The organism is Solibacillus sp. FSL W8-0372 (genome assembly GCF_037969735.1).
Taxonomy (GTDB): Bacteria; Bacillota; Bacilli; order Bacillales_A; family Planococcaceae; genus Solibacillus; species Solibacillus faecavium.
The window spans coordinates 3,641,585-3,668,045 of sequence record NZ_CP150204.1 but is presented as its reverse complement, the minus strand read 5'-3'; the positions used below and the strand labels follow the sequence as shown (position 1 = coordinate 3,668,045).

At 37.0% G+C, this 26,461-nt stretch carries 26 protein-coding genes; 19 read left to right on the top strand and 7 right to left on the bottom strand.

Translation table 11 applies throughout. From position 1 onward, the window contains the following. Window positions 1-33: 33 nt before the first annotated feature. Together MKY13_RS18725 and zupT are read left to right on the top strand one after the other, a co-directional pair. Window positions 34-636, top strand: coding sequence for a phosphatase PAP2 family protein (locus MKY13_RS18725; RefSeq protein WP_339214415.1), 603 nt, complete (start codon window positions 34-36; stop codon window positions 634-636). A 138-nt stretch (window positions 637-774) separates the two neighbouring features. Continuing rightward, a complete protein-coding gene (zupT, locus tag MKY13_RS18720; protein ID WP_191701385.1) occupies window positions 775-1,596 on the top strand; it encodes a zinc transporter ZupT in 822 nt (273 codons plus the stop codon). Between the two features lie 55 nt (window positions 1,597-1,651). Here zupT and MKY13_RS18715 read toward each other — a convergent pair whose 3' ends face one another. The 3 genes from MKY13_RS18715 to thrC all read right to left on the bottom strand — a co-directional run bounded on the left by MKY13_RS18715 (window position 1,652) and on the right by thrC (window position 4,449). Next, window positions 1,652-2,299 (bottom strand): NAD(P)H-binding protein, encoded by a 648-nt coding sequence (locus tag MKY13_RS18715; protein WP_191701384.1) that lies wholly within the window; start codon window positions 2,297-2,299, stop codon window positions 1,652-1,654. A gap of 183 nt (window positions 2,300-2,482) precedes the next feature. Next, window positions 2,483-3,394 (bottom strand): homoserine kinase, encoded by a 912-nt coding sequence (gene thrB, locus MKY13_RS18710; protein ID WP_339214412.1) that lies wholly within the window; start codon window positions 3,392-3,394, stop codon window positions 2,483-2,485. Continuing rightward, a complete protein-coding gene (thrC, locus tag MKY13_RS18705) occupies window positions 3,391-4,449 on the bottom strand; it encodes a threonine synthase (protein ID WP_339214411.1) in 1,059 nt (352 codons plus the stop codon). The genes thrB and thrC overlap by 4 nt, the downstream gene beginning before the upstream one ends. Before the next feature lie 211 nt (window positions 4,450-4,660). On the opposite strand from thrC, the gene MKY13_RS18700 reads away from it, so the two are divergent. From MKY13_RS18700 to MKY13_RS18690, 3 genes are all read left to right on the top strand, one after another. Next, window positions 4,661-5,893, top strand: coding sequence for an MFS transporter (locus MKY13_RS18700; RefSeq protein ID WP_339214409.1), 1,233 nt, complete (start codon window positions 4,661-4,663; stop codon window positions 5,891-5,893). 369 nt (window positions 5,894-6,262) lie between these two features. Further along, the gene (locus MKY13_RS18695; RefSeq protein WP_191701380.1) at window positions 6,263-7,102 is read left to right on the top strand and encodes a MurR/RpiR family transcriptional regulator; all 840 of its coding nucleotides are present in this window, start codon (window positions 6,263-6,265) and stop codon (window positions 7,100-7,102) included. A gap of 375 nt (window positions 7,103-7,477) precedes the next feature. Continuing rightward, the gene (locus MKY13_RS18690; RefSeq protein WP_191701379.1) at window positions 7,478-8,404 is read left to right on the top strand and encodes a manganese-dependent inorganic pyrophosphatase; all 927 of its coding nucleotides are present in this window, start codon (window positions 7,478-7,480) and stop codon (window positions 8,402-8,404) included. A gap of 21 nt (window positions 8,405-8,425) precedes the next feature. Here MKY13_RS18690 and MKY13_RS18685 read toward each other — a convergent pair whose 3' ends face one another. After that, window positions 8,426-9,805, bottom strand: coding sequence for an FAD-dependent oxidoreductase (locus MKY13_RS18685; RefSeq protein WP_191701378.1), 1,380 nt, complete (start codon window positions 9,803-9,805; stop codon window positions 8,426-8,428). 153 nt (window positions 9,806-9,958) lie between these two features. Here MKY13_RS18685 and MKY13_RS18680 point away from each other — a divergent pair, with 153 nt between their 5' ends. Both MKY13_RS18680 and MKY13_RS18675 read left to right on the top strand, forming a co-directional pair. Next, window positions 9,959-10,663: a DsbA family oxidoreductase gene (locus tag MKY13_RS18680; protein WP_339214407.1), complete on the top strand. Its 705-nt coding sequence runs from the start codon at window positions 9,959-9,961 to the stop codon at window positions 10,661-10,663. A 200-nt stretch (window positions 10,664-10,863) separates the two neighbouring features. Beyond that, window positions 10,864-11,502 carry an FMN-dependent NADH-azoreductase gene (locus MKY13_RS18675; RefSeq protein WP_191701376.1) on the top strand — a complete coding sequence of 213 codons (639 nt, stop codon included), beginning with the start codon at window positions 10,864-10,866 and terminating at the stop codon, window positions 11,500-11,502. 50 nt (window positions 11,503-11,552) lie between these two features. Here the strand turns inward: MKY13_RS18675 and MKY13_RS18670 are convergent, their stop codons facing one another. After that, window positions 11,553-12,077 (bottom strand): YceI family protein, encoded by a 525-nt coding sequence (locus MKY13_RS18670; protein WP_191701375.1) that lies wholly within the window; start codon window positions 12,075-12,077, stop codon window positions 11,553-11,555. A gap of 178 nt (window positions 12,078-12,255) precedes the next feature. On the opposite strand from MKY13_RS18670, the gene MKY13_RS18665 reads away from it, so the two are divergent. From MKY13_RS18665 to MKY13_RS18610, 12 genes are all read left to right on the top strand, one after another. Further along, entirely contained in the window at window positions 12,256-12,561 is a 306-nt protein-coding gene (locus MKY13_RS18665) for a helix-turn-helix domain-containing protein (protein WP_191701374.1), read from the top strand. Between the two features lie 85 nt (window positions 12,562-12,646). Further along, window positions 12,647-13,558, top strand: a complete 912-nt coding sequence (gene murB / locus MKY13_RS18660) for a UDP-N-acetylmuramate dehydrogenase (protein WP_191701373.1) — start codon at window positions 12,647-12,649, stop codon at window positions 13,556-13,558. 139 nt (window positions 13,559-13,697) lie between these two features. Further along, window positions 13,698-14,456, top strand: a complete 759-nt coding sequence (locus tag MKY13_RS18655) for an exodeoxyribonuclease III (protein ID WP_191701372.1) — start codon at window positions 13,698-13,700, stop codon at window positions 14,454-14,456. Window positions 14,457-14,536: 80 nt separating this feature from the next. Beyond that, window positions 14,537-16,948 carry a penicillin acylase family protein gene (locus MKY13_RS18650; protein WP_191701371.1) on the top strand — a complete coding sequence of 804 codons (2,412 nt, stop codon included), beginning with the start codon at window positions 14,537-14,539 and terminating at the stop codon, window positions 16,946-16,948. A 119-nt stretch (window positions 16,949-17,067) separates the two neighbouring features. Then, window positions 17,068-17,409, top strand: coding sequence for a metalloregulator ArsR/SmtB family transcription factor (locus MKY13_RS18645; RefSeq protein ID WP_318245224.1), 342 nt, complete (start codon window positions 17,068-17,070; stop codon window positions 17,407-17,409). Between the two features lie 5 nt (window positions 17,410-17,414). Beyond that, window positions 17,415-19,532 (top strand): heavy metal translocating P-type ATPase, encoded by a 2,118-nt coding sequence (locus MKY13_RS18640; RefSeq protein ID WP_191701370.1) that lies wholly within the window; start codon window positions 17,415-17,417, stop codon window positions 19,530-19,532. Window positions 19,533-19,646: 114 nt separating this feature from the next. Further along, a complete protein-coding gene (locus MKY13_RS18635) occupies window positions 19,647-19,928 on the top strand; it encodes a late competence development ComFB family protein (RefSeq protein WP_191701369.1) in 282 nt (93 codons plus the stop codon). A gap of 197 nt (window positions 19,929-20,125) precedes the next feature. Beyond that, window positions 20,126-20,545, top strand: a complete 420-nt coding sequence (gene mntR, locus MKY13_RS18630; RefSeq protein WP_191701368.1) for a transcriptional regulator MntR — start codon at window positions 20,126-20,128, stop codon at window positions 20,543-20,545. Window positions 20,546-20,575: 30 nt separating this feature from the next. Further along, window positions 20,576-21,439 (top strand): S1-like domain-containing RNA-binding protein, encoded by an 864-nt coding sequence (locus MKY13_RS18625; RefSeq protein WP_191701367.1) that lies wholly within the window; start codon window positions 20,576-20,578, stop codon window positions 21,437-21,439. 147 nt (window positions 21,440-21,586) lie between these two features. Continuing rightward, window positions 21,587-22,507 (top strand): DUF1002 domain-containing protein, encoded by a 921-nt coding sequence (locus MKY13_RS18620; RefSeq protein WP_191701366.1) that lies wholly within the window; start codon window positions 21,587-21,589, stop codon window positions 22,505-22,507. 93 nt (window positions 22,508-22,600) lie between these two features. Beyond that, window positions 22,601-22,882: a GNAT family N-acetyltransferase gene (locus MKY13_RS18615; protein WP_191701365.1), complete on the top strand. Its 282-nt coding sequence runs from the start codon at window positions 22,601-22,603 to the stop codon at window positions 22,880-22,882. A gap of 339 nt (window positions 22,883-23,221) precedes the next feature. Beyond that, window positions 23,222-23,626 (top strand): 3-oxoacyl-ACP reductase, encoded by a 405-nt coding sequence (locus MKY13_RS18610; protein ID WP_191701364.1) that lies wholly within the window; start codon window positions 23,222-23,224, stop codon window positions 23,624-23,626. Between the two features lie 82 nt (window positions 23,627-23,708). Here the strand turns inward: MKY13_RS18610 and MKY13_RS18605 are convergent, their stop codons facing one another. Both MKY13_RS18605 and MKY13_RS18600 read right to left on the bottom strand, forming a co-directional pair. Next, window positions 23,709-25,229, bottom strand: coding sequence for a succinate CoA transferase (locus tag MKY13_RS18605; protein ID WP_191701363.1), 1,521 nt, complete (start codon window positions 25,227-25,229; stop codon window positions 23,709-23,711). Window positions 25,230-25,570: 341 nt separating this feature from the next. Next, window positions 25,571-26,221 carry a LytTR family DNA-binding domain-containing protein gene (locus MKY13_RS18600; RefSeq protein WP_191701362.1) on the bottom strand — a complete coding sequence of 217 codons (651 nt, stop codon included), beginning with the start codon at window positions 26,219-26,221 and terminating at the stop codon, window positions 25,571-25,573. Window positions 26,222-26,461: the final 240 nt, after the last annotated feature.

Here is a 26,461-nt window from a genome sequence, read left to right as displayed (position 1 = left end):
AAGAATAGAAGTATAAGAAAGAGGGGGATGCTAATGAAAAAAGGCGCATATTTTTTCGCACTCATCACTCTGGCTATTTTCGCCATAATTTCGCTGAATTATAATAGCGCAAGCTTGGAAGTATTGGATGCGAAAATCCAATACTTATTACGTGGTAATGAGGTTATTATTTTATTTCATTATTTAGGTGAAACGCGTTTTATTGTAATGATTACTATCCTACTTTTGCTCTTTTTATGGATTCGGAAAAAAAGTTACCGCGGAGTGCTATTTGTTTTGTTAACAATTGGAGTGGGGAACGGTATTAATCAACTCTTAAAACATTACTTTGAAAGGCCTCGACCTGATATTGCCGATCAACTAATTACATATAGCTTTCCATCAGGGCACTCTCAAATGGGTTTGTTGTATTTGTTTACTTTAGCTTTCCTATTTTCCAATATGACTAGCAGTAGAAAAAAGGAGATGACTATTTGGGGTATAGCTATTGTACTAGCTTTCTTTATCGGTTTAGCACGTATAGCAGAAGGCCGGCATTATCCTACAGACGTCTTAGCCGGGTGGAGTATAGGCTATAGTTGGTTTATTATTTGTGTATTATGGTATGAGTCGCCTAAACATTGGAGAAAAAAGTGAATTCCTAAATATTAGGGATTCTTTTTTATAACAGAAAGTTGGTTTGTGACATAAGATGTTACCTTAACAAAAAAAGTTGCATAAAGGAAACTTCTCGCATATAATTTGATAAATGAATAAAATCCAAAGGAGAATGTTATGGATGAGAATGTATTATTAGCATTAGGATTAACGTTGTTTGCAGGGCTTGCTACAGGAATAGGTAGCTTAATTGCTTTTTTTACAACGCGTACAAATAAAAAATTCCTATCAGTGGCATTAGGATTTTCAGCAGGTGTCATGATTTATGTTTCGCTAATTGAAATTTTTGTGAAGGCAAAAGATTCATTAGTAAACGTTCATGGGGAAACGACTGGTTATTGGTATACTTTGTTTGGATTTTTCGGGGGGATGCTATTAATAGCATTAATTGATCGCTTTATTCCAAAGGGCAACAATCCTCACGAAGTAAAATCTGTTGAAGATGTACAAAAGGCACAAATAATAGGCAATGAAGAAATAGAAGCTGATCGTCTAATGAAAATGGGGCTCTTTACAGCATTGGCGATTGCAATTCATAACTTCCCAGAAGGTATTGCTACTTTCATGGCCGTTCTACAAGATCCAAATGTAGGGATTGCCATTGCCATCGCTGTAGCTATTCATAATATCCCAGAAGGTATTGCTGTAGCAATTCCTATTTTCTATGCAACAGGGAAGCGTATGAAGGCTTTTAAATGGTCGTTCGCTTCGGGTTTATCCGAACCTTTAGGTGCATTAATCGCTTATTTTGTACTCATGCAGTTTATGACAGATACGTTGTTTGGTATTATTTTTGCGGGTGTCGCTGGTATTATGGTATTCATCTCGATTGACGAACTACTTCCGGCTGCCAAGAAATACGATGAAGCCCATTCGTCTATTTATGGTTTAGTTGCAGGTATGGCCGTTATGGCGATAAGTCTAGTAATGTTAACTTAATTATGACAGTATAAAAGCCAGCATCCTATGTAGATGCTGGCTTTTATATTCGTTTTTAGGAAGCAGCTGTTACATTTTCAGATGCAACAGTAAAAGTTGTATTCGGGTATTCATTCTTTTCTATTTCATCGAGTAACGCTACGGCAAAATCAGCATAGCTAATATAACTGTTAAATTGCGAGTTTACTAAAATTTTCTCGGCACCTTTAATATAGTGACCTGTACGAGGTCCGTCAGAATCGAACATAGCTGAAGGAATAGCAAACGTCCATTGAATTGAAGAGCTTTCTAAATCCTGCAAATTTTGCAATTGTGCTCTTGCCATGTCAACAAGGTCTTCTGGATAATCTTCCAAATCCATAAGGCGCACAGTCTTTTCGCGGTTCACATATAGACAGCCTGAGCTACCAACAACGAACAGTTTTTTTGATGTCCCTTCCAATAAGGAGATTAAATATTCACCTGCAGTTACATGCAAATGTTCTTCCCCTGGTAGTGGGGCAAAGGCATTGATTAAGATATCAAAAGGTTCAATTTGTTCTTTCGTTAAATTGAACAAGTCGCTTTCAATAATTGAATTTTTATTGTCTTGTAATGTTGCCTTATTTTTCACAATGGCTGTTACATCATAATTTCTCATTAAAGCCTCACGTAAAATATGAGTCCCTGCTTTACCAGCAGCACCAATAACTGCAATTTTCATAAACATTACCCCTTTCTAACAGTAGATTTATTAATATACCCATAATTAAAGGAAATTATGCATATTTTGAGAGAAAATGAGATTGAATGTTTTATGGCAGTATCGTCATCTAACATAGTCGAATGGGGATTCTATAGTAAAAAGGGTTGCAAATTTTAATTAAAATTTGCAACCCTTTTTATATCATTTACTATTTGAGTAAGTAGTGACTTGTATCCCTGCAGAAGCTCCCGTTGTTAAAACAACTTGATGTGTAGGGAATTGTTTTTGCATAGCCTCAATAAATTGTTCCTTTATCGATAGTGGGATAATGGAAATTAATGTTGGTCCCGCTCCGCTTAAAGCAGTCCCATAGGCTCCAGCCAATTTTGCTGCTTCTTGTATTTCGGTGTAATTTGGTATAAGCTTCGAGCGAAATGGCTCATGAAATAAATCTGCTTCCATGTAACGACCGATACGTACATAATCTTTTGCGATTAAAGAAGCTGCTAACATATTCGCATTTGCACTTGCTCGGACAGCATAGGCCCGCTCTAATTGGCTTGGTAAAACACCTCGTGAATCAGATGTTTTTAACTCAACATTTGGAATAAACACTACAAATGCTGCATCCATTTCCTGAATATGAAGCGTATCGACATTCCCTTGTTCATCCATAGAAGAAATAGTTAGCCCCCCTAATACTGAGGCAGTCGCATTATCAGGGTGTCCTTCAATTTGGGAAGAAATATTCAACTTGTCCTGAGTCGTTAAATTTAACTCTCCTAAAATATTCGCTAATTCAATGGCCGCAACTATAGCTGCTGCACTACTACCGAGTCCTCTTGCTAGAGGAAGCTCGCTCTTCATTTCCACTTTACATGGTCGTAATGAAGCATTGTACTGATTAGCCACTTGCTGGGCAATTTTATAAATTAAATGTGTTTCAACTGTTGTATCTGAAGGTACATTGTCTCCAATATGAACAAATTCCCACTCATTTTGTAAAGTTACTTCCAAAGTTAAATAAAGTGATAGTCCAAGACCAATCGAGTCAAATCCAGGTCCTAAATTTGCTGTACTGCCTGGGACTTTGATTTGCCAACTGTTGCTCATAAACTAAATACGCCCTCGATATAGCTGCGGATTTCTTGCTCATCGTTTTTAAGTGCAACTAAGTCAACAGTTGAAACATTCATTGCTGTATCAGGATCTTTTAAACCATTACCTGTAAATACGGATACTACTTTGCTGCCCGGGTTAATCTTACCAGCTTTAACGGATTTGATGACACCTGCTAATGATGCAGCAGAGCCTGGTTCAATGAAAATTCCTTCTTTTTGGGCAATTAACTTATAGGCTGCCAAAATTTCCTCATCTGTAACGGCCTCGATTAAACCACCTGATTCATCACGTGCTGCTTCTGCATATTTCCAGCTTGCAGGGTTACCAATTCGAATCGCAGTAGCAACTGTTTCAGGATTTGTAATTGGCTCTCCTTTTACGATGGCAGCCGCACCTTCTGCTTCAAAGCCATACATTTTTGGCAGACCGCTTTGTTTTGCTTCATTATATTCTTTAAAGCCTTTCCAGTATGCTGTAATATTACCGGCATTCCCAACTGGGATGCATAGGTAATCCGGTGCTTGACCTAATTGATCAACTATTTCAAATGCTGCTGTTTTTTGCCCTTCAATACGGTAAGGGTTAACGGAATTTACTAATGCGATCGGAGTAGTTTCTCCGATTTTACGCACAATATTTAATGCATCATCAAAGTTACCATCAATCTCGATAATTTTAGCGCCATACATCGTAGCTTGTGCTAATTTTCCAAGTGCTACTTTACCTTTTGGAATTACAACGATTGATTGGATGCCTGCACGTGCTGCATAGGCTGCAGCCGCAGCTGAAGTATTACCTGTAGAGGCACAAATAACTACTTTTGAACCTTCTTCAATAGCTTTTGCAACGGCAAATACCATGCCTCGATCTTTAAAAGAGCCAGTTGGATTGGCACCTTCTATTTTTCCATATAATTCAATCCCTAGTTCCTTCGATAAATTCACTAAAGGAATTAAGGGAGTATTTCCTTCATTTAAAGAGAGAGCAGGTGTATTTTCAGTAATAGGTAGATACTGTTTATATTCTTCAATAAGACCTTTCCACATAGACAATTTAACTCCTTCTGTTCTCGGTAGATGAACATTTGTTTTTGTATACAAGACATTTTAAACCTATGTGCCTCTTATTTCAATAGGAATCGATAAATTGTCGGAACAATTCGTTAAGTAAAAAAAATGTTGTCACTTTTAAGAAAGAAATGTATGATAGGAATGTTGTTAAGTCAAGTGTAAAGACACATGGAGGGTGGAATAGTAAATGTCAGTGGAAGTAAATGAACAAAAGCCTTTATCACGTAATAAATTATTGGGCATTGCTGGTGTCGGTTGGATGTTTGACGCTATGGATGTCGGCATCCTCTCCTTTATCATTGCAGCACTTGCAGTGGATTGGGGTTTAAATAGTAGCCAAATGGGGTGGATTGGTAGTGTAAACTCCATCGGTATGATGGTAGGTGCGTTAGTTTTTGGACTACTCGCGGATAAAGTGGGTCGCAAGCAAATTTTTATGTGGACACTTATATTGTTTTCTGTAGCAAGTGGACTGTCTGCATTTACAACTACATTGACACTCTTTCTAATATTGCGTTTCTTCGTTGGGATGGGGCTCGGTGGAGAATTACCGGTTGCTTCTACATTAGTATCCGAAAGTGTGAAAGCAGAAGAAAGAGGAAGAGTCGTTGTTCTATTGGAGAGTTTTTGGGCAGCAGGTTGGTTATTGGCAGCAATCATATCTTATTTTGTAATTCCTGCAGATTTTTGGCCAATTGAAGGATGGCGTGTTGCGTTACTCATTACTGCAATACCAGCATTTTATGCGATCTATATACGAATGAAATTACCTGATTCACCGCAGTTTAGGGTAAAAGAGGAGTCTAAAAAGCGATCTGTATTTCAGAACATTGCTGAAGTTTGGACAAAAAAATATGCTCGCTCTACCGTTATGCTTTGGATACTTTGGTTTACAGTTGTGTTTTCTTATTATGGAATGTTCTTATGGTTACCAAGTGTAATGGTTGGAAAGGGGTTCGATTTAATTTCGAGCTTTAAATATGTACTTATAATGACATTAGCACAATTACCAGGTTATTTCACAGCTGCCTGGTTTATCGAGAAATTCGGACGGAAATTTGTATTGGTTACATATTTATTAGGTACTGCAGCAAGTGCATTTGTTTTTGGAGGCGCGGAAACCATCACGACTTTATTGGTATCCGGAATGTTACTTTCATTCTTTAACTTAGGGGCATGGGGAGCATTATATGCTTACACACCAGAGCAATATCCAGCAATTGTACGTGGTACAGGTGCAGGAATGGCAGCAGCAGTAGGACGTGTTGGTGGTATTTTTGGACCGCTATTAGTCGGTTCACTTTTGACAAAAGGTTATGATATTAGCTATATTTTCACTATTTTCTGTGGTGCAATTGTCATAGGGGTGTTAGCTGTAATTTTCTTAGGAAAAGAAACAAAACAAACGGAATTACAATAAATGTAAAAACAAAGGACCTGTGCAGATTGAATTTGCACAGGTCCTTTTAAACATATTTTATACATTCAATAATACCCAACTAATTTAATTTGAATAGTAAGTTTATAGTAAGTATATTTACTAAAATACAATAAATTTACAATAATATGTCTATTTTATACATAAAACATACAGTTCTTTAGCATAATAAAGTTTTTTCAGAAAACTCATTGTATTCTATTAATATTCATGATAATGTATTTTTTATTATTAGAAATTACTGCGCGGAATTTACATCGTAATAGTTATTAATCACTATTTTAGTTGCCATAACTATGTCAACTAATTAATAGGTATATAAGATGATTTTAAGAAAGGGAGATGTGGAGTTTGAGTATATGTAATGATATTAAAAAAAGGTATATTCGATTGTCAAAAGGACAACGTAAGGTAGCCCAGTTTGTCATTGATAACCCCAATGTAGTTGCCACACAAATTGCTTCTGAAGTAGGTAGACTTGCAGATGTTAGTGAATCAACGGTTATTCGATTTTGTTATGCAATGGACCTCTCGGGTTTTAGTGACCTTCAAGACAAAGTGAAAGGTTACTTAATGGAAAGAGGGGAAACAGTAGAAGCGAAAAAAGCAATTGCGAAGAATAGAATTAGACAGCAAATTGGCGCTGATATTGTTAAGCAGGATATTGCCGGTATTTCCAAAACTTTTAATGAATTAAAAGAGCGCGATGTCGAAGAAGTTATTCAATTGCTGCATCAATCAAAAAGAATACACTTTTTAGGATTTAGACACTCGGAACCTGCTGCTTTTTGGATGTTCAGTAATCTAAAGATGCTGCGCGATCAAGTATATTTTATTGAACATGAAACGGAAAAAATTGCTCAACAATTAGCATTTATGGATGAGAACTCTTTACTATTTGTTATTTCATTGGATGATGAGTATGAAGATTTGGCAACAACAGTAGAGATTGCTAAGAGAAAAAATGTAAAAATTGTTGCGATTCGGGATAAAAAGCTGACTTCTCACAAGGAGCCTGCAAATCCAGTGCTGATTGTTCCTTCTGCAAAAGAAGGCGGGGCCACATGCACAATTGCTATATATTCTTTATTACATATTTTAGTGGAAACGATGGTAATGCAAAATCCAGAGAAATATTGTAAGGAAAGTAATAGTTCGAAAAAGCAAATTAATTTAACCGCAATTAGCTGAGAAAACGTAAAGATACAGATTGTCGACAAAAGGTCTCGAGAGACGAACTCTCGAGACCTTTTGTCTTTTTTTATAAATTTTAACTAAATGCTTAGCAAGAACAAGTTGTTCATACTCATTGATTTTGATTACTAGTCATCGTAGAAAACATATCTCATTTTATTAAAGCGATGAATAAGTTAGCTGGAGCGTGCCCGGGAAAAGCATCGGTCCCGGAATGGAAATCAACGGTTCAGTGTTAATGAAATTTTTAAACAAACACTTCTAGCCTTTAAGTTTTTCGGCATCCTTAGTCAATGAGAAATGTTGTTTTTCACTTTCATACCGTTATGTTAAAATGAAGGGCGAACAGTATTTTATATAGGAGGCTCAATTATGAGTAAAACATTAGTTTTTGGACATAAAAACCCTGATACAGATACAATTACTTCGGCAATTGTTTATGCATACTTAAAGCAACAGTTAGGTGTCGATGCAGAGGCGGTCCGTCTTGGAGAATTAAATAACGAAACTAAATTTGCATTGGAAAAGTTCGGATTTGAAGCACCCCGCCTTATCGGAAATGTTAAAGAGGAAGCAAGCCAAGTGATTTTGGTCGATCATAACGAATTTCAACAATCGGCTGATGGTATAGAAGAAGTAAAAATTACAGAAGTAATTGACCATCACCGTATTGCCAATTTCCAAACATCAGATCCGTTATACTTCCGGGCTGAACCTGTAGGATGTACAGCAACAATCTTAAATAAATTATTTAAAGAAAATAATGTAGAAGTACCGGCAAATATTGCAGGCTTAATGCTTTCTGCTATTATCTCAGATACGTTATTATTCAAATCGCCTACATGCACAGAGCAAGATGTTAAAGCGGGTACTGAATTAGCAGCAATTGCGAATGTTGATTCAGCAGAATATGGTTTGGCGATGCTAAAAGCGGGCGCCGACCTTTCTGATAAATCATTGGAAGAGCTATTATCACTTGATGCAAAAGGCTTTGAATTCGGGGAATATAAAGCAACTGTTGCACAAGTAAACGCTGTCGATATTGAAGATGTACTTGGGCGTCAGGAAGAGCTTGAAAACTTATTAAACAAAAATATAGCAGATAATGGTTTAGATTTATTCTTCTTCGTTGTAACGGATATTTTAAATAACGACTCAACAGCGGTAGCAGCCGGACAAGTTGCGGAAAATGCAGCAAAAGCATTTGGAACAGCAATCGTCAATGGCCGCATTAATTTACCTGGTGTTGTATCACGTAAGAAACAAATTGTTCCAGTATTGACTGAAGGCTTAAAATAATAAAAAATCCGGTACTCCATTTTAATTGGAGTGACCGGATTTTTTTATATCTAGAGGATAAACGGCAGGACCTTCTATTACTTGTCCTTCTGCATTATACCGTGACCCGTGACATGGACAATCGTACGTCTGGTCTGCTTCATTCCATCTTGTTTTACAACCTAAATGGGTACAGCGCGGTGCTTTAGGGCGTTTTAAATATCCTCCAACTAACTCCTTGCCGATAACCCCACCTGTCTGAAGCATGAAATAAAGGTTCTTACCAAAACTTGACCGATGTGGAGAGAACAGATTTGCTGCATCATTTGGAACATTTTTTATAAGATCCGTAAGAAGGTTCCCTGCAACAAGTGAAGAAGATAATCCCCACTTATTAAAGCCCGTTGCCACATATAGACTATCATCGTCTGGAGAAAGTTGTCCGATATAAGGGACTTGATCAGCTGTCATAATATCCTGCGCACTCCATGCATATTCGTATGGAGGTAGTTCAAAATCCGTAGTTAATTCATGCTGCAATGCTTCGTAAAAACGATCAGTATCGCCAGTGGACCCTGCTAAATGGGACTGTCCACCGTAAATGAAGTAAGGCTGGTTATCGATAAGTGCACTTCGGATTGTACGACTTTGATCATCAATGCTCAAATATTGCCCATCTAACAGCTGCGAAGATTTTGTAGCTGTTAAATACGAACGTTTTATTTGTAGTTTAATCGAATAAAGTTGTCGAATGGATTCGATTGGGTAATGCGTACATAAAATTAGTTTATTATACTGAACCGTATAGCCATTACTCGTACGAATCTGGTTATTACGTAGTTCAATATTTGTAACACGGGTATTCAAATAAAGTTGTGCCCCGTATTTTCTTGCTAAATGAACAAAAGCATTTGTAAATTGTACGGGATTAATTTGTCCTTCATTCTTTATACCGATGGCCAACTCTACAGGTAGATTAAGTTCAGTTTCATTCGTTGCTTCAAATGGAATGCCAATTTTCTTATAAAGCTCAGCTTCATTTAATAGCTGTTCTTTTCCTTTGGAAGTGGAAGTGTATAAATAGGAAGTAGCCCTTGTAAATCCACTATTATTTTCAGAAATGCCTTTTTCAATTGCAAATTTGTTTGCTTCATAATAGATTTTCCCATCTTCTGGAGTCAATTTCGAATAAATGAGATTATGCTGTACAGTTAACTTACCTGTAGAATAAGCAGTAGTTCCATTTGCAAATTGTGGAAGTGCTTCAATCAGTACAACTTGAAATCCTTCCTTAGCAAGTGAATAAGCGGTATACACGCCGCTAATCCCACCTCCAATAATACAGATATCACATTTAATAGGTTGTTGAATGGACGGAGAGGAAAAACCTGAATCCGTTGGGAGCCATAGCGATTGTTTCAAAATATCACCTTTTTTATTTTTAGCTTAGGATATTTTTTATTTTTTTATTCAACTAACGTGAATATCGAAAATTCTATATGAATGCATAGGATCTGAATAGTTGTACTTTTTAATAGTAGCTCGTTACAATACAAGACAAGGAGAGTGATTAACATGAAAATAGAAGTTTGGTCTGATTATGTTTGTCCATTTTGCTATATCGGCAAAAAACAACTCGAAATCGCATTGGAAGAACTGGGATATGGAGATAGTATTGAAGTTGAGTATAAAAGCTATTTATTGGATCCTACTACACCAGTGGATACGAACAGCTCGGTTTATGAAGAGCTGCAACATAAATATCAAATCTCGTTGGATGAAGTAAAGAAAATGACTGCTAATGTTAAAGATCGGGCAAAAGAAGTTGGATTAGATTACAATTTTGACGAAATGAAAAGTGCCAACACCGTAAAAGCCCATCGTTTGGCAAAATGGGCTGAAACAGAGGGCAAAGGGAAAGATTTCACTGAGCGAGTTTTGAAAGCGTACTTTTTGGAAGGAAAGGCAATTGGTCAAACTGATGTCTTACTAGCGTTAGTAAAAGAAGTGAATTTATCGGTAGAAAAGGCTAAACAAGTTATTGAAAATGATGACTATATGAAAGAGGTAGAGCAAGACATCGCTGTTGCCCAAAATCTAGGTGTACGTGGTGTACCATTCTTTGTTATCGATAATAAGTATGGTATTTCAGGAGCTCAGCCACAAGAAGTATTTGAACAAACTATCGAAAAGGCAGCACAAGAATTGGGTTTACGAAAACCTTTAAAAATGCAGGGCAATAATGGTGCAGCATGTACTGAGGGTTCCTGCGAAATTTAATTATTCCTACTGTAAGTAACAAGTCTAAGACTCCTTAAATAAATGATGCCATGAATTTTCAGTCGAAAGTATGAGGGCATTTATGTTGATTTTCTTTGGAAGTTATTTTATTATAGTAAAGTACCTCGAATTTGAGATATCTAAAAATAGGATAAAAATTCAGAAAATAAATATACTAATTAGTAGGGAGATATAGATAAATGACAAACGTATTAGTAGTAAAAGCAAATAACCGACCAGATGGTGTATCAACAAAAATGTATGAAACGTTCATGGCTGAAGTAGCTAATGTACAAGGTGTCAACGTAACAACTTTTGATGTATTTGAAGAAAATATGCCGTATTTCGGTCAGGAACTTTTCAATGCATTCGGTAAAGCACAAGCAGGTGAAGAATTATCAGCAATCGAAGCAGGTTCTCTAGCTGCATTCAATAAATCACGTGAAGCATTAACAGCTGCAGATGTAGTTGTATTTGCATTCCCATTATGGAACTTAACAATTCCAGCTGCATTACAATCATTCATCGATTACACTTATGGTGCAGGATATTCATTTAAATACAATGAACAAGGTCAATTAGTAAGTTTAATGACTGACAAAAAATATATCGTATTAAGTGCACGTGGCGGTGTTTACTCTACACCGGAAACTGCTCCACTTGAAATGGCTGCAACTTACATTAATGCAGTTATTGGTGGCGTATACGGTATGGAGAAAATTGATGAAGTAATTATCGAAGGTCATAATTCTAATCCAGCTGGTGCTGAACAAATTATTGCTGAAGGTTTAGAGAAAGTAAAAGCTACAGCTAAAAACTTAGTAAAAGTAACAGCATAATTATTTTATATTGGAAAAGGGGCGCCCATCAATTGATGAGCGCCTCTTTTTCAGTTTTTATTTAATTGTATTTCCACAGATATTTTCACTTGTTCAGAGAGTAAAAGTCCGCCCGATTCTAATGAATCATTGTATGTTAAATTGAAATCGCTTCTATTAATTTCGGTTTGGCATGTATAGCCGTATGTATCGATACCCCATGGATTTTTAACACAACCATTGTATGTGACTTCGAAAGTAACAGGTCGTGTAACATCTTTAATAGTTAAGTCTCCGTGTAATTTGATTTGATGCTGGTCGCTTGTGATTTCTTTACTTATAAATGTGATCTTAGGGTAACGGTCCGCATTAAAGAAATCTGCAGAAATTAAATGATGATCCCTTGAACTGTCCCGTGTATTAATACTCGCTACATCTATCTCAAAACGTATGTATGAATCATTAAGCTCTTCTATTTTACTCGCCTCTATGTGGGCAGCAAAAGAATCGAATGTACCATGTACCTTTGTGATCATCATGTGTTTAATGGAAAAGTTAATTGATGAATGAAAAAAATCTACCGAATAAGTCGTCATAGTTTCACCTCCAATTTATTACAATGTGTTAATTCCATCATAAAATAGAAGATATTTTTTTACAACATGAATTAAGTTCTAAGTAAGCTACTTACTTTTCGTAATCTATAAAAAGTGGTAATATATTATTAAGGAGTTAAATAAAGTTTAATTTAAGCAATAAATTTGAGGTGAAGAAATGAAGGAATCAGCATTATGTCCACGTTTGTCCAAGGCTATGGAGCTTGTAGGGAAACGGTGGACTGCTTTGATTATTTATCAACTACTGGAGGGTCCGCAACGTTTTAACGCGATTGAATCCGCATTGCCGATAAGTGGACGATTATTGTCGGAACGTTTAAAGGAACTTGAAAAAGAGGGCATCGTTGAACGAAAAGTATTTTCGGAAGTACCGATTCGTGTGGAATATAATTTAACAGAAAAGGGCCAATCACTTGAACAGACGGTCAGAGAAATTGAAAATTGGGCGAAAAGTTGGTTATAAATCATGTTGTTTTACTTGTAAAAAGCGCGTCAAAAACAGATACTAAAAAGGTATGTCAGCTTTTGAGGAAAGGAAAATGGCTTTTATGACAATTCAACAATGGGAAAATGATTTATTACAATGGATACCTTCAAATAATATAAAAACAAATGAAACGTTAAAAAAATATACGATGACAAAACTTGGTGGTAAGGCGGATATTCTCGTGCTGCCTGAAACAGAAGAGCAAGCAGCAGCTGTCGTTAAGTATGCATACGAGAATAATGTACCGCTACTCATGCTGGGGAATGGCTCCAATATGGTCGTACGTGATGGCGGTGTCCGTGGAATCGTCCTGCATTTTGCTTTACTAGACGAAATTCGCATCGAAGGTGAAACGGTTTATGCACAAAGTGGTGCATTGATTAAAGAAGTATCAAAACAAGTCGCAGCTCAAAGCTTAACCGGTTTTGAATTTGCATGCGGTATTCCAGGTTCAATCGGAGGAGCAATGGCAATGAATGCCGGTGCTTACGGTGGTGAGGTTAAAGATATCGTCACATCTTGTAAAATAATTACACCGGAAGGAGAACTTCTAGAGCTGAACAACGAGCAGCTTGAACTTTCTTACCGTAAAAGCATTATTGCTAAAAAGGGCTATTTCGTTCTGTCAGCTACGTTCCAATTAGAACAGGGGGATCAAAAGCAAATCGATGATAAAATTGCTGATTTAACATACCAACGCGAATCAAAGCAACCGCTCGAATACCCTTCTGCTGGCAGTGTATTTAAACGTCCCCCAGGTTATTTTGCGGGTAAACTTATTCAAGACAGCGAATTGCAGGGGAAAGGCGTTGGTGGTGCCGAAGTCTCTACGAAGCATGCCGGATTTATCGTAAATAAGAACAATGCAACAGCTAAAGATTATATTGAAACAATTCAAATGGTACAGCGTGCTGTGAAGGAAAAGTTTGATATCGACTTAGAGATGGAAGTAAAAATCGTCGGTGAAGATTAATCTTAGGAGATAAAAAGACTCAACTCGTGCTCATTTGGCACGGGTTATCTTTTTGTGGATAAGGCTCCACCATACTAATCATATTGGCTGAATTTGCAGCTATTATAAATCAGAATATAACACAGAAGGAGCGCAAAAGATGAAATTTATTTCGTGGAATGTCAATGGTATACGTGCATGTGTAAATAAAGGCTTTTTAGATTATTTCCATGAAATGGAAGCTGACTTTTTCTGTCTTCAAGAAACTAAATGCCAGGAAGGACAAATTGACCTTCAACTCAAAGGGTATTATCAGTATTGGCATTCAGCAGTAAAAAAAGGATATGCAGGTACAGCGGTATTTACGAAACATAAACCATTAGCGGTATTTTACGGTATTGAAAATGAAATTGCACCTGATGAGGGGCGCATTATTACATTAGAATACGAGAATTTTTATTTAGTAAATACGTATACACCGAACGCAAAACGGGATTTAACACGTTTAATAGAACGCCTCCTTTGGGAAGACCGTATGGCGGATTATTTAAGGGAACTTGATTCAAAAAAGCCCGTCATTTATTGTGGGGATTTAAATGTTGCACACGGCGAGCTTGATATAAAAAACGTTAAATCCAATATTGGCAATTCCGGATTTACATATGAAGAACGTGGAAAAATGACCGACTTACTTAATAGTGGATTTACAGATACATTCCGCCATTTCCACCCGAATGAAACGGACCATTATACGTGGTGGAGCTATATGGCAAAAGTGCGTGAGCGAAATATTGGATGGCGAATTGATTACTTTATTGTTTCGAACCGTCTCGTTGAACAAATTGAAGAAGCGTCCATACATTCACAAGTTTTAGGTAGCGATCATTGCCCTATCGTATTAAAATTAAAAACAGTGTAAGATAAAGAGAATTATAGAAAACTATTTTTTGTAAGGAACAAATCGCACTTTGCAAAAAACAAGATAAAGAGGTGGATTTAATGGCACAACAGGCTACAAAGGCAAAAGGGCGCAAAATTGTTAACATTGTCATTTGGACAATTGGGATTTTGATTGTTCTTGGCGGTTCAGCAGTTGCTGGGTTGCATTTATACGTATCTAATTCGAAGCCTTTAATTGAAGGTGAGAATATTGTTACGATTTTAGATGAAGATGTGGAAGTTACAAGAGATGGTGTAGGGGTTCCGCATATTGTGGCGAAGTCAGATGCCGACCTTTATCGCGCCCAAGGCTATGTCCAAGCGCAGGATCGATTGTTCCAAATGGATTTAGCTCGTCGTCAGGCAAGCGGTACTTTAGCAGAAGTGGTAGGTGCGTCTGCAGTTAATACCGATAAATTTTTCCGTACATTCAGCTTGCGTCATGCAGCGGAGAATTCATGGGATGGTTATGATGCGGAATCTAAGCAAATTTTAGAATGGTATGCAGAAGGTGTAAATGCCTTTATTGATGAAGTAAAAGGAAGCAGCAAGCTTTCCTATGAATTTAAGCTGCTTGGTTATACACCAGAAGCTTGGACACCAATCGATTCATTGGTAATTGGGAAATATATGGCATATGACCTTGGCGGAAACTGGAATCAACAAGCATTCCGTTCATGGGCATTACAAAATTATACAGAAGAGCAGGCTAAAGAATTATTTGTAGAATACCCGGAAAATGCAAAATCAATTATTGAGGCAAATTTAAATATAGAGACAGATATTACAACTGCCTTTACAACAGATTATTTACCTAATGAATTTAACGGAAGTAACAACTGGGTAATTGGCGGGAAGTTTACGAAATCAGGGAAACCGCTACTTGCGGATGACCCGCATTTAGGTTTAAGTACACCATCTGTATGGTATCAAATGCACTTGCAGTCACCTGAACAAAATGTCAGCGGTGTTATATTCGCCGGGATTCCAGGCATTATTTTAGGGCATAACGAACAGATTGCCTGGGGTGTTACAAATGTAAATCCTGATGTCCAAGATTTATATATCGAAACGCCAAATCCGGAAAATCCATATCAATTTGAATATGACGGTAAATGGGAAGATGCAACAGTTCGAGAAGAACCTATTAAAGTAAAAGATGGTAAAACGATTGACTTCGAAGTGGTGGAAACACGTCATGGTCCAATCATTTCAAACATAATGCTAAAAGAAACAGAAGTTAAAGAGCAGTTTTCAATGCAGTGGACAGCGCTTCAATCCACACAGGAATTAAAAGCAGTATTAGGCTTTAATAAAGCAACAAATTGGGAGGAGTTTGAAGTTGCGTTAGAAGACTTCAAAGCACCCGCACAAAACTTTGTGTTTGCTTCAACAGACGGTACGATTGCCTATAAAGCAAACGGTTTAGTACCGATACGTAAACAAGGTACAGGTGCATTACCAGTACCGGGGAATTCTTCTGAATACGGTTGGGAAAGCTATATTCCATTCGATGAGTTACCGACTGTCATTAATCCTGAAGAAGGTTATATTGCAACAGCTAACAATCAAATAGTAGGTGAAGAATACCCATATCATATTTCCAACCTTTGGGCACAACCATATCGTTATGAACGTATTGTGGAAATGATTGAAACGCCTGTTTATAACGACGAGACAGGGGAATTATTAAAGCTGACGGCTGCGGAAATGAAAGGGATGCAAATGGATAAGAAAAATTTGCATGCCGTAGAGTTTTTACCGAGTCTACTAGAAACGATTAAAGCACAGGATACAGAAGGCAAATATAAAAGGGTTATTACATTGTTAGAAGAGTGGGAGTACTATGATGATAAAGATCAGGGTGCACCGCTTGTGTATCATTTCCTAATTGAAAATATGGAAAATGCCTTATTCAAAGATGCCATGCCGGAAGATGTCTTCAAATTAATGCCAGGGAAATCCCAAATTACCGACCAAATGCTTCGTGATGCATATGCCGGCAATCCAGGTGTTTGGATTACTGAAGAGGGCGGTTTAGATCAATTCGTTTATACTGCGTTTGAAGATGCCGTAACGAAAATCGAAGGTAAATTTGGTACAGCGGTTTCAAAATGGAAGTGGGGAAGTTACAATAAGTTAACTTTCAACCACCCATTGGCAAGTGCGTCTGACTTTTTAGCAGATTACGTTAACCCTGAAAGATTAGCGGTAGGCGGATCGAGTGTAACGGTTCAAGCTGCTTCAGAAGACGGAAACGGAAATGTAAAACATGGTGCATCTTGGCGCTTTGTGGCCGATTTAAATAATTTGTCTACAGCACATCATATTGTCGGTCCAGGTCAAAGTGGACATATGAAGTCAAAATGGTATGACAATCAAATATCGAATTGGGTATACGGTCGTTACCATAAAACTAATATCGATGGCACTATTAACACGAAATACGAGTTAATATTGAAAGCTGAATAAAGAATGAAAAAACCTTCCTTTTAGATAAAGGGAGGTTTTTTACATTCAAACAATCATTTGAATGTAAAAAGTACATAAGCTATAATACATTCAAACAGATATTTGAATGAGGTGTAAAAGTGAAGGATACTTGTGATATAACAAAAGTGAATGAACAGGCAGTGGAAGCTGTAAGAGAGCAAATGCCCCAGCTTTCCAACGTAGCGAAATTTTTAAAGGCACTTGCAGACGAAACACGCTTGAAAATTACATTTGCGCTGACAATTGAAGAACGGTTATGTGTTTGTGATGTAGCAGCAATCATCGGTACGAGTATGGCAACGGCATCCCACCACTTACGTTATTTAAGAGAACATGGTTTGGCAAAATCGACACGTGAAGGAAAATTAGTTTACTATTCGTTAGCAGATGACCATGTGCATCAAATTGTCATGATTGCTTATGAACATTCAAAGGAGTGAATCACATGGGGCAAAAAACAGAACAATATCGCTTGGAAAATTTATCTTGTGCAAACTGTGCTGCAAAATTCGAACGAAATGTAAGGGAAATTGACACAGTTGAAGATGTACTTTTAAATTTCGGTGCAGCGAAGTTAACGGTAACCGGTACAGCGACACTTGATCAACTAGAAGCTGCTGGGGCTTTTGATGGTATTAAAGTTTCCCGGGCGAATGAGCGATTAATGGTTGAAGCGATCCCATTTTATAAACGTAAAGAAAATAAACTTGCAGCATTTGCATTGCTGTTTGTATTAATAGGAGTCATTTGCAGTTTCGTGCTTCATGAAGGGCATATAATCGTAAATAGCCTTTATGCGGTCGCAATTGTTGTAGGTGGATACTCCACTTTCATAACAGGGATAAAGAATTTAATCCATTTGGAATTTGATATGAAAACATTAATAACAATTGCGATAATCGGAGCTGCCATCATAGGTGAATGGCAAGAGGCTGCAATTGTCATTTTTCTATTTGCGGTAAGTGAAGCTTTGGAAGCGTATTCGATGAATAAAGCTCGTCAATCCATTTCCCAGCTAATCGATTTGGCACCTGATACAGCCACTATTAAGCGAGTGCAGGATGGTCACAATGATGAAAAGGTAGTCCCGACTGAGATGATTCAAGTTGGTGATATTTTAATTGTTAGACCGGGACAGAAAATTGCCATGGATGGTGTCGTCATTACTGGTATTTCAACCGTTAATCAAGCAGCCATTACAGGTGAACCACTTCCCGTTGCAAAACAAATGGGGGATCCGGTATTTGCAGGAACATTAAATGAAGCTGGTGCTTTAGAGGTTAAAGTGACAAAGCGGGTAGAGGATACAACAATTGCTAAGATTATTCATTTAGTTGAAGAAGCACAGGCTGAAAAAGCGCCATCACAAAAGTTTGTTGACCGCTTTGCAAAATATTATACGCCAGCAATTATAGTTGTCGCTTTATTAGTAGCGATTGTGCCAAGCATTATAACGGGGGATTGGCTACATTGGGTCTATCAAGGTTTGGCAGTCTTGGTTGTAGGATGTCCTTGTGCGCTTGTGATTTCCACACCAGTTGCAATCGTTACAGCAATTGGTAATGCAGCTCGCAACGGCGTATTAATTAAAGGTGGGGTTTATTTAGAGGAATTAGCCCGCATTAAAGCAGTTGCGTTCGATAAAACGGGAACTTTAACAAAAGGGCAACCGGAAGTAGTGGCAATTGAAATAGAAGGGAATACTGATAATGCGGATATATTACTCGCAAAAATTGCCGCTGTTGAGAAGATGTCACAGCATCCTTTAGCTCGAGCGGTTTTAGCAAAAGCATTTGATAAAAAGATACTTATTCCAAATGCTGTAGATTTTCAGTCAGTAACAGGAAAAGGTGCTTATGCATCAGTGAATGGTGAAGTAATTTATGTAGGAAGTGTAAAATGGATTCAATCGATTGTAACTATTCCTGAGTCCTTATTACAAAGAGTTCAACAGCATGCATCGAGCGGTCATTCGGTAATCGTAGCTGCAAATGAGGAGCGTGTTTTAGGGATACTATCGATAGCTGATCAGCTTCGACCGGAAAGTAAAGAAGTGATTGCAGCGCTTCACGAAAATGACATCCAGCACACTGTAATGTTGACAGGCGATGAATCTTTAACTGCAAAAAAAATTGCAGAGCAGCTCCATATCAATGACGTAAGGGCAAACCTTTTACCGCAGTCCAAGTTACAGGCTATGAAAGACTTGCAACAGCAATATCACTCAGTCGCAATGGTTGGAGATGGGGTAAATGACGCTCCTGCTTTAGCTTCGGCTAACATTGGTATTGCGATGGGGGGAGCAGGAACAGACGCAGCGCTTGAAACAGCTCAAATTGTTTTTATGGCTGATGACCTTACAAAGCTACCGTATACGATGAAGCTGAGTAAAAAAGCAATGAAAATAATTAAACAAAACATTGCTTTTGCACTCGGGTTAAAGCTTATTGCGCTTTTATTGATTATACCGGGATGGTTAACTTTATGGATTGCAATTTTTGCCGATATGGGTGCAACATTGCTAGTCATTTTAAATGCATTGCGATTACTGAAAGTAAAGTAGACTAGACAAACACTATAAATAGGTATCAAACGACGGAGTTCTTGAGTTATTTTAACGAAAGTTATATTATTAAGTGAATATTAATGAAATGAGGCGAAAGGTCGAAATATTAAAATGTCCAATATAAAATTAGTAAATGTTACAGAAGAGATTGTAATGGGACTTGTAAGTTTTTTGCTGCATGGCGTTCAATACCAGACATTTTGTCACTGTAAACAGTGTGAAATGGATGTCGCTGCTATAGCATTGAATTCTTTACCTGCTCGATATGTCGCTTCAGAAGAATCAAGAGATGCAGCATTCAACCAAATGAACACACCAGAAAGCATTGAAGAAATTAACAAGCAAATTATCCGTGCACTTCATCTTGTTAAACAATATCCAAGTCATTCATAATTCCTTGGGGATAATTATTCATATGTATAAATCATGTAGCTGTATGGCAAGCTTTAACATAGATTTGAAATAAAAGGGTATTCAATTAGGGACAAACTAATTTGAATATCCCTTTTTTAACGTTCACTGTTTTCAGTTAACTTTTTGCATGAAATTGTAGTAAACTTAAAGGAGCAATTGAAAGAGAGGGAACAGTTATGCCAACACCTAGCATGGAGGACCACATTGAACAAATTTATTTATTGATCGAAAATAAAGGGTATGCTCGTGTGTCCGATATCGCAGAAGCTTTATCTGTTCTACCTTCCTCCGTTACAAAAATGGTGCAGAAATTAGATAAAGATGGATATTTACTGTATGAGAAATATAGAGGCTTAACATTGACGCCAAAAGGGCAAAAATTAGGAAAGCGACTAGTTCAGCGTCATGAATTGCTGGAACAATTTTTGCGTTTAATTGGGGTAAATGAAGAACATATTTATGAAGATGTTGAAGGTATTGAACATCATTTAAGTTGGAATTCGATTGACCGTATAGCTGATTTAGTACAGCTTTTAGAAGAAGAGCCCGACATGACAAGGAAGCTAGAAGAAATGAAATCAAATCATAATATGTAATGATTGACGAGAAAAAGGAGAATGTATTGAATGAATCAATTAATTAAATCAGGACAAGTAGTGGAATTAACTGTATTAGAGGAACAAGGATCACGATATGTATTAACGAATGGTGATTTAGAAATCCCATTAAATGCATCGGATGTTATAGAAACATTAGCGATTGGGGATTTAGTAAAAGTTTTCCTATATACGGATCGACGTGGGGACCTTCAAGCGACAACAGCCATTCCACATATTACAGAAGCCGATTATGGTTGGGCACGAGTTTTAAAAGTTACAAAAGAAGGTGCCTTTTGTGATATTGGCACATCTCGAGAAGTTTTAGTCCGTGCAGAAGATTTACCAGCTATTTCCGAAGTATGGCCGGAGTCAGGGGACCATTTATATATGACATTGCGTACAGATCGCAATGGTGATTTGTTCGGACGTCTCGTTACTGAAGAAAAGGTAAATGACATGTATGAAGGTGCTGAAGCAGAACTGTTCAATAAAAACATTACAGCTCGCCCATATCGTCTATTACCAGTAGGGTCATTTTTGCTAGGTGTAGAAAAACCATATCGTATTTTCGTTCATGAGTCAGAAATGAAAGCTGAACCTCGCTTAGGACAAGATGTACAGGTACGCATCATTGATGTGAAGGAAGATGGTTCACTAAACGGGTCATTTTTACCTCGAAAACATGAACGTTTAGGAGAAGATGCAGAAAAAATCTTCGCGTATTTAGAAAGTGTCGGTGGTAAAATGCCATTCGGTGACAAGTCAACGCCGGAAGAAATTACGGAAATGTTCAATATGAGTAAAGGTTCATTTAAGCGTGCGCTTGGTACATTAATGAAGGCTCGTAAAATTACACAAAAAGATGGCTGGACGGAAATCGCCAGAGATTAAAATAGAGTAAAGTACATTGAAAAGTAAAAGGTGAATTAAAATTTGCAACCTTTTACTTTTTTTATACGTATTAATAGAGAATGTATATGAAATTAGGACAAGATTAAGTGAAAATGGGAATATACATTTAAAAAGGGGGATTTAATAATGAAACAAAAATGGATTGCATTAGTTGCGACGTTTGCACTATTAATCTCGGTAGTATTACCATTGAGTGTGTCTGCAGCAGCAACAGAGCAAAAAAATCCAATCAATGAAAAGCTAGGGGTACCAATCGTAGTTTATGGATCAAATTTATCCGATAGTGAAAAGGAGATTGTAAAAACTGCATTACGTGTCTCCCAAGAAACAGAAGTTGATGAAATTACTATTTCTGGCCAAGATTTAGCCAAATATATAAAAGACAGTAACCCTAGTTCCCGCATGTTTTCATCTGCTAAAATTACGCGTCAAGATGCAGGGAAAGGACTGACAATTAGCATTGTCACTCCAGCTAATATTACACAAGTGACATCAGAAATGTATGCAAATGCAATGTTAACTGCAGGTATTGAAGACGCGATTGTGGAAATTGCGGCTCCAAAACCGGTAACAGGTCACTCTGCATTAGTGGGCATTTATAAAGCGTATGAAGTAAAAACAGGTGAAACATTGGATATTGAACGTACAGATGTTGCCAATGACGAATTATCAGTTGCCACTTCAATTGCCGAGTCGGCAGGTGTTACAGATGAACAGGTAGCAGAGCTACTAACACAAATCAAAAAAGCGATTGCTGAGAACAAGCCGGCTAATAAAGAGGAAGTTCAACAAATTGTTGAAGAACAATTGGCTAAGCTACAAATTAACTTAAGCGAGAAAGACCGTCAATTATTAGTAGATTTAATGGATCGCATTAGTAATTTAAATATCGATTTTAGTAAACTATCTTCACAGCTTTCAGATTTAACGGCAAAATTTGATGAAACTTTCGGTGGCATTTTAGAAGATGAAGGTTTCTGGCAAGGTGTCAAAAACTTCTTCACTAATCTAATTGATACGATATCAACTTGGTTTAAAAAAGAATAGTAGTATTTAAAAGCACTCATCATTGGGTGCTTTTATTTTTCATGAAAATTCAAACTATGATATATTATTGTGAATAATAAAGGAGGGTGAAAAATGGAATTTACGTACAAAGACAATGGAAATAACAATGGAGCTTTTGAATATGAAGTGAACGGAGAGCGTCTAGCAGAGATTACTTGGGTGCTACGCGATGGAGTCATGGTTATGGATCATACGTATGTATCAAATGAATTGCGCGGTCAAGGTGTAGCTAAAAAACTTTTGGATGAAGCGGCAAACTATGCCCGAGAAAATAACTTTAAGATGAAAGCCCTTTGCTCATATGTCGTATCTTCATTTGATAATAGTGACTCATATGACGATGTAAAAGTATAAAAAATACAAAAACACGAATTCCTATTACGATAGGGAATCGTGTTTTTCTTTATACATATTTAAGTGAAATTAATTTCGATTAAAATCCTACAAAAAGTGAAATTATAAAAGTAATGACTCCAGAGACGCCAAGAAGAGTGAGCATCTCAGTTCCTTTATATGTAATTTCCTTTTTTTGAATCATAGCCAACACCCCTTTTTTCTTTAGTTAATTATTATTATCCGTTTTTTGGATTTTCTAATCCTAAATAGTTAAGGTTTTAAAAGAAATTCACAGGGTATATTAGATTATATGAATGGAAATCAAAATCAAAATCAAATGATACTGGAGGTAATATTATGGCTAAATTAAAAGGTAAAGGCGTTGTAATGGCGGGATTGATAGCTGGAGCAGCTTCTTTCTTAAGTAAGAAGGAAAACCGTGATAAAGCAATGGATTATTTAAATAAAGCAAAAGGTAAAGTAGATGAAAGTGGTGGCGTGCAAGGTTTAATGCAGAAAGCACAAGAAAAAGTAACTGGTAACGATGCTGCTCACTCTCCGGTTACGAAAGATTTAAATACAAATATTGCTAAGTCTGCCTCTGTCGGCAAAGATGCTTATGAAGAAGAAACGCTGGAAGAGGTTGCAATGACAGCGGGAGATGTTGCCGATCATACTTTAGAAGGTAACCAAATGGTAGAAGAAGGTGCTCAAACAACAACGGATTATTACAATGATGAGCAGGATAAACGTTCAAAATAAATCAAAAATAATATTCAACAAAAAAAGGGTTTGTCCGATAAGTCAAAAGACTTTCGGACAAACCCTGTATGTTGTGTATAAATTACGCTTTAGTTACTTCTTTTTTCATTGTTTTGTTTTTAGCAAGGTTTACGTGCCAAGAAAGAGCTTCCTCTAAAATGTGAGGAGTTTGCGCGCCGCCTGTAGCTTCAAAAGCACGGTTGTAGTAATCCCATAATTGCTCTTTGAAATCAGGGTGTGCACAGTTTTCGATGATTAACTTAACACGCTCTTTTGGAGCTAGTCCGCGTAAATCAGCGATACCTTGTTCCGTTACGATTACATCTACATCGTGTTCAGTGTGGTCTACGTGAGAAACCATTGGTACGATTGAAGAAATCGCGCCGCCTTTTGCGTATGATTTCGTTACGAAGATACCAAGACGAGCGTTACGTGCGAAGTCACCAGAACCACCGATACCGTTCATCATTTTAGTACCTGAAACGTGTGTAGAGTTTACGTTACCATAAATATCTAACTCAAGAGCAGTGTTGATTGAGATTAAGCCCAAACGACGGATAAGCTCTGGGTGGTTAGAAATTTCTTGTGGACGTAAGCAAATTTTGTCAGCATACTTTTCTAAGTTGCCGTAAACTTTTTTCTGTAATTCTTCAGTAAGTGTAATAGAAGTTGCAGCAGCAAAGCGTACTTTACCAGCATCAATTAAGTTGAATACTGCATCTTGTAGTACTTCAGAAGCAACTACTAAGTTTTCGAATTCAGAATCAGCAAAACCGTCTAAAACTGCGTTTGCTACAGAACCTACACCAGATTGTAATGGCATTAATTCATTTGTTAAACGACCCGCTTTGATTTCTGAACGGAAGAAGTCTAATAAAATGTTTGCCATATTTTGTGTTTCTTCATCTGGAGGTACGATTAATGAAGGCGCATCTGGCTCTTCAGAAATAACGATTGCTTGGATTTTATCTAAGTCTACACGAATACCAATTTCACCAATACGTTGCTCAGCATTTGTCATTGGAATAGCATCACGCTTACCTTGTTCACCAGGAACGTAAATATCGTGAATACCGATTAATGCTTCTGGATGAGAAATGTTTAATTCGATAATGATGTTCTCAGCATACTCAGCAAAAATTGGAGAGTTACCTACAGAGTTTGATGGGATAATTAGTCCATCTTCTGTAATTGCTACAGCTTCTAAAATTAAGTGTTTAATTGGACCGATAACTCCTTGGCGCACTAACTCAGCATTGTGAGATAGGTGAGCGTCTACATAAGAAATTTGGTCTTTGTTAATCATACCGCGCATTACCGCATCCCCTTGGAAAGGACCGCGTTTGTTAATAACACCAGCAGCAGCTAAATGGTTATCAACTTCAGGACCTAATGAAGCCCCTGTATATACATCAATTTTAATTTTTTCATTTTTAGCGCGCTCAACTAAAGCCATTGGTACTACTTTAGCATCCCCTGCACGTGTGAATCCGGACATCCCTACTACTGTACCGTCTTCAATTAAAGCAGCTGCTTGTTCAGCTGTTACGATTTTATCTGCTAACCCTTTTAAACCTAAACGTTTCTCAACTCGTGGATCCATTTAAAAATCCTCCCCTAAAAAGTTTTTTAATCGTTTGATTAATCAGAAAATAATATTAGAATTTTCTGTTTTTTTTACCAGGTACTAAACTGGCATTTACGTTAATAATATCACCAAATTGTCACATTAACTTCACACATAACATAAAAGCGCTTAAAAAATGATTAATCGAGAACTTTATTGCGTAGAGTAGATAAATTCGGTTTTACTATGATTTTACCGGAACTAAAAATGAGCAGATTTTTACAATTTAGATGAAAAAATGGTTGAAAAGGAGAAAGTAATAAGTGGTAAAAAGATAAAAGCGACCTGTTTATAACAAGTCGCTTAGAAAGTTCCATTTAGAAACCTAAAGAACGGCGGAAGTAGCTCGCATAGCGTTGGCTAACAGGAATGCGTGTGCCGTCTTTCATAATTAATAAGAAAGTAGAATGTGAATCCGGTTGGATTTCTTCAATATAATCGATGTTCACAATATATGAACGGTGGCATCGAATAAATGAATCTGGTGCCAAGAATAATTCCAGGTCACTAAGGTTCAAACGGTGGTAACCTTCACGGTGCATTGTTTTAACAAAAGTTTTACGTAATTGAGTCTCCAAATAGATAACTTGGTTATGTTTGATTGGGTACCAGCAATCATCGATTTTCACTGTAATATAATTTGTTAAAAACGGTGAGGGCTTTTGAGGGAAAATGGCCGTGATGGCACCTTTTGTTTCGCCTTCTTCAATGAGGGGAATACTCATTCCGTAATAAGGAACCCCGAATACATCCGACTCAATGTAAGAGTTAATCTTCTGTCCATACGTTAATGCTTTGTAAGCTGCTGATCCTTCTTTAATAGGGTCACCCGGCTTAATTTTTAAATCTACTTTTTTGCTTGGTTGATAGTAAATATACTCATTCGTATCTGAAATAGCAATGGAAGTATTTTCAGGGAAAAATTCTTTAATGACTTCCATAATTTCTTCTATTTGTTTTGGCTCCACTTTATAACACCTCTTCATAAGCATTTTATACAATTATGAACTATTTTGCTACATATTAAAAGAGATTAAGGTTAAGAAGATTTATTTTATAAATAATTAATTTTTGGATAAAAGTAAAGTGAATTTTGTTAGAAGATTTTATTGGTGGAAAGTATTCCAGTAATAATATAAAAAAGGTTTGATTTTCTAGTAATATAAAATTATTTACGGAGACTATTTCTAAAAAAGGGAAGTATCATA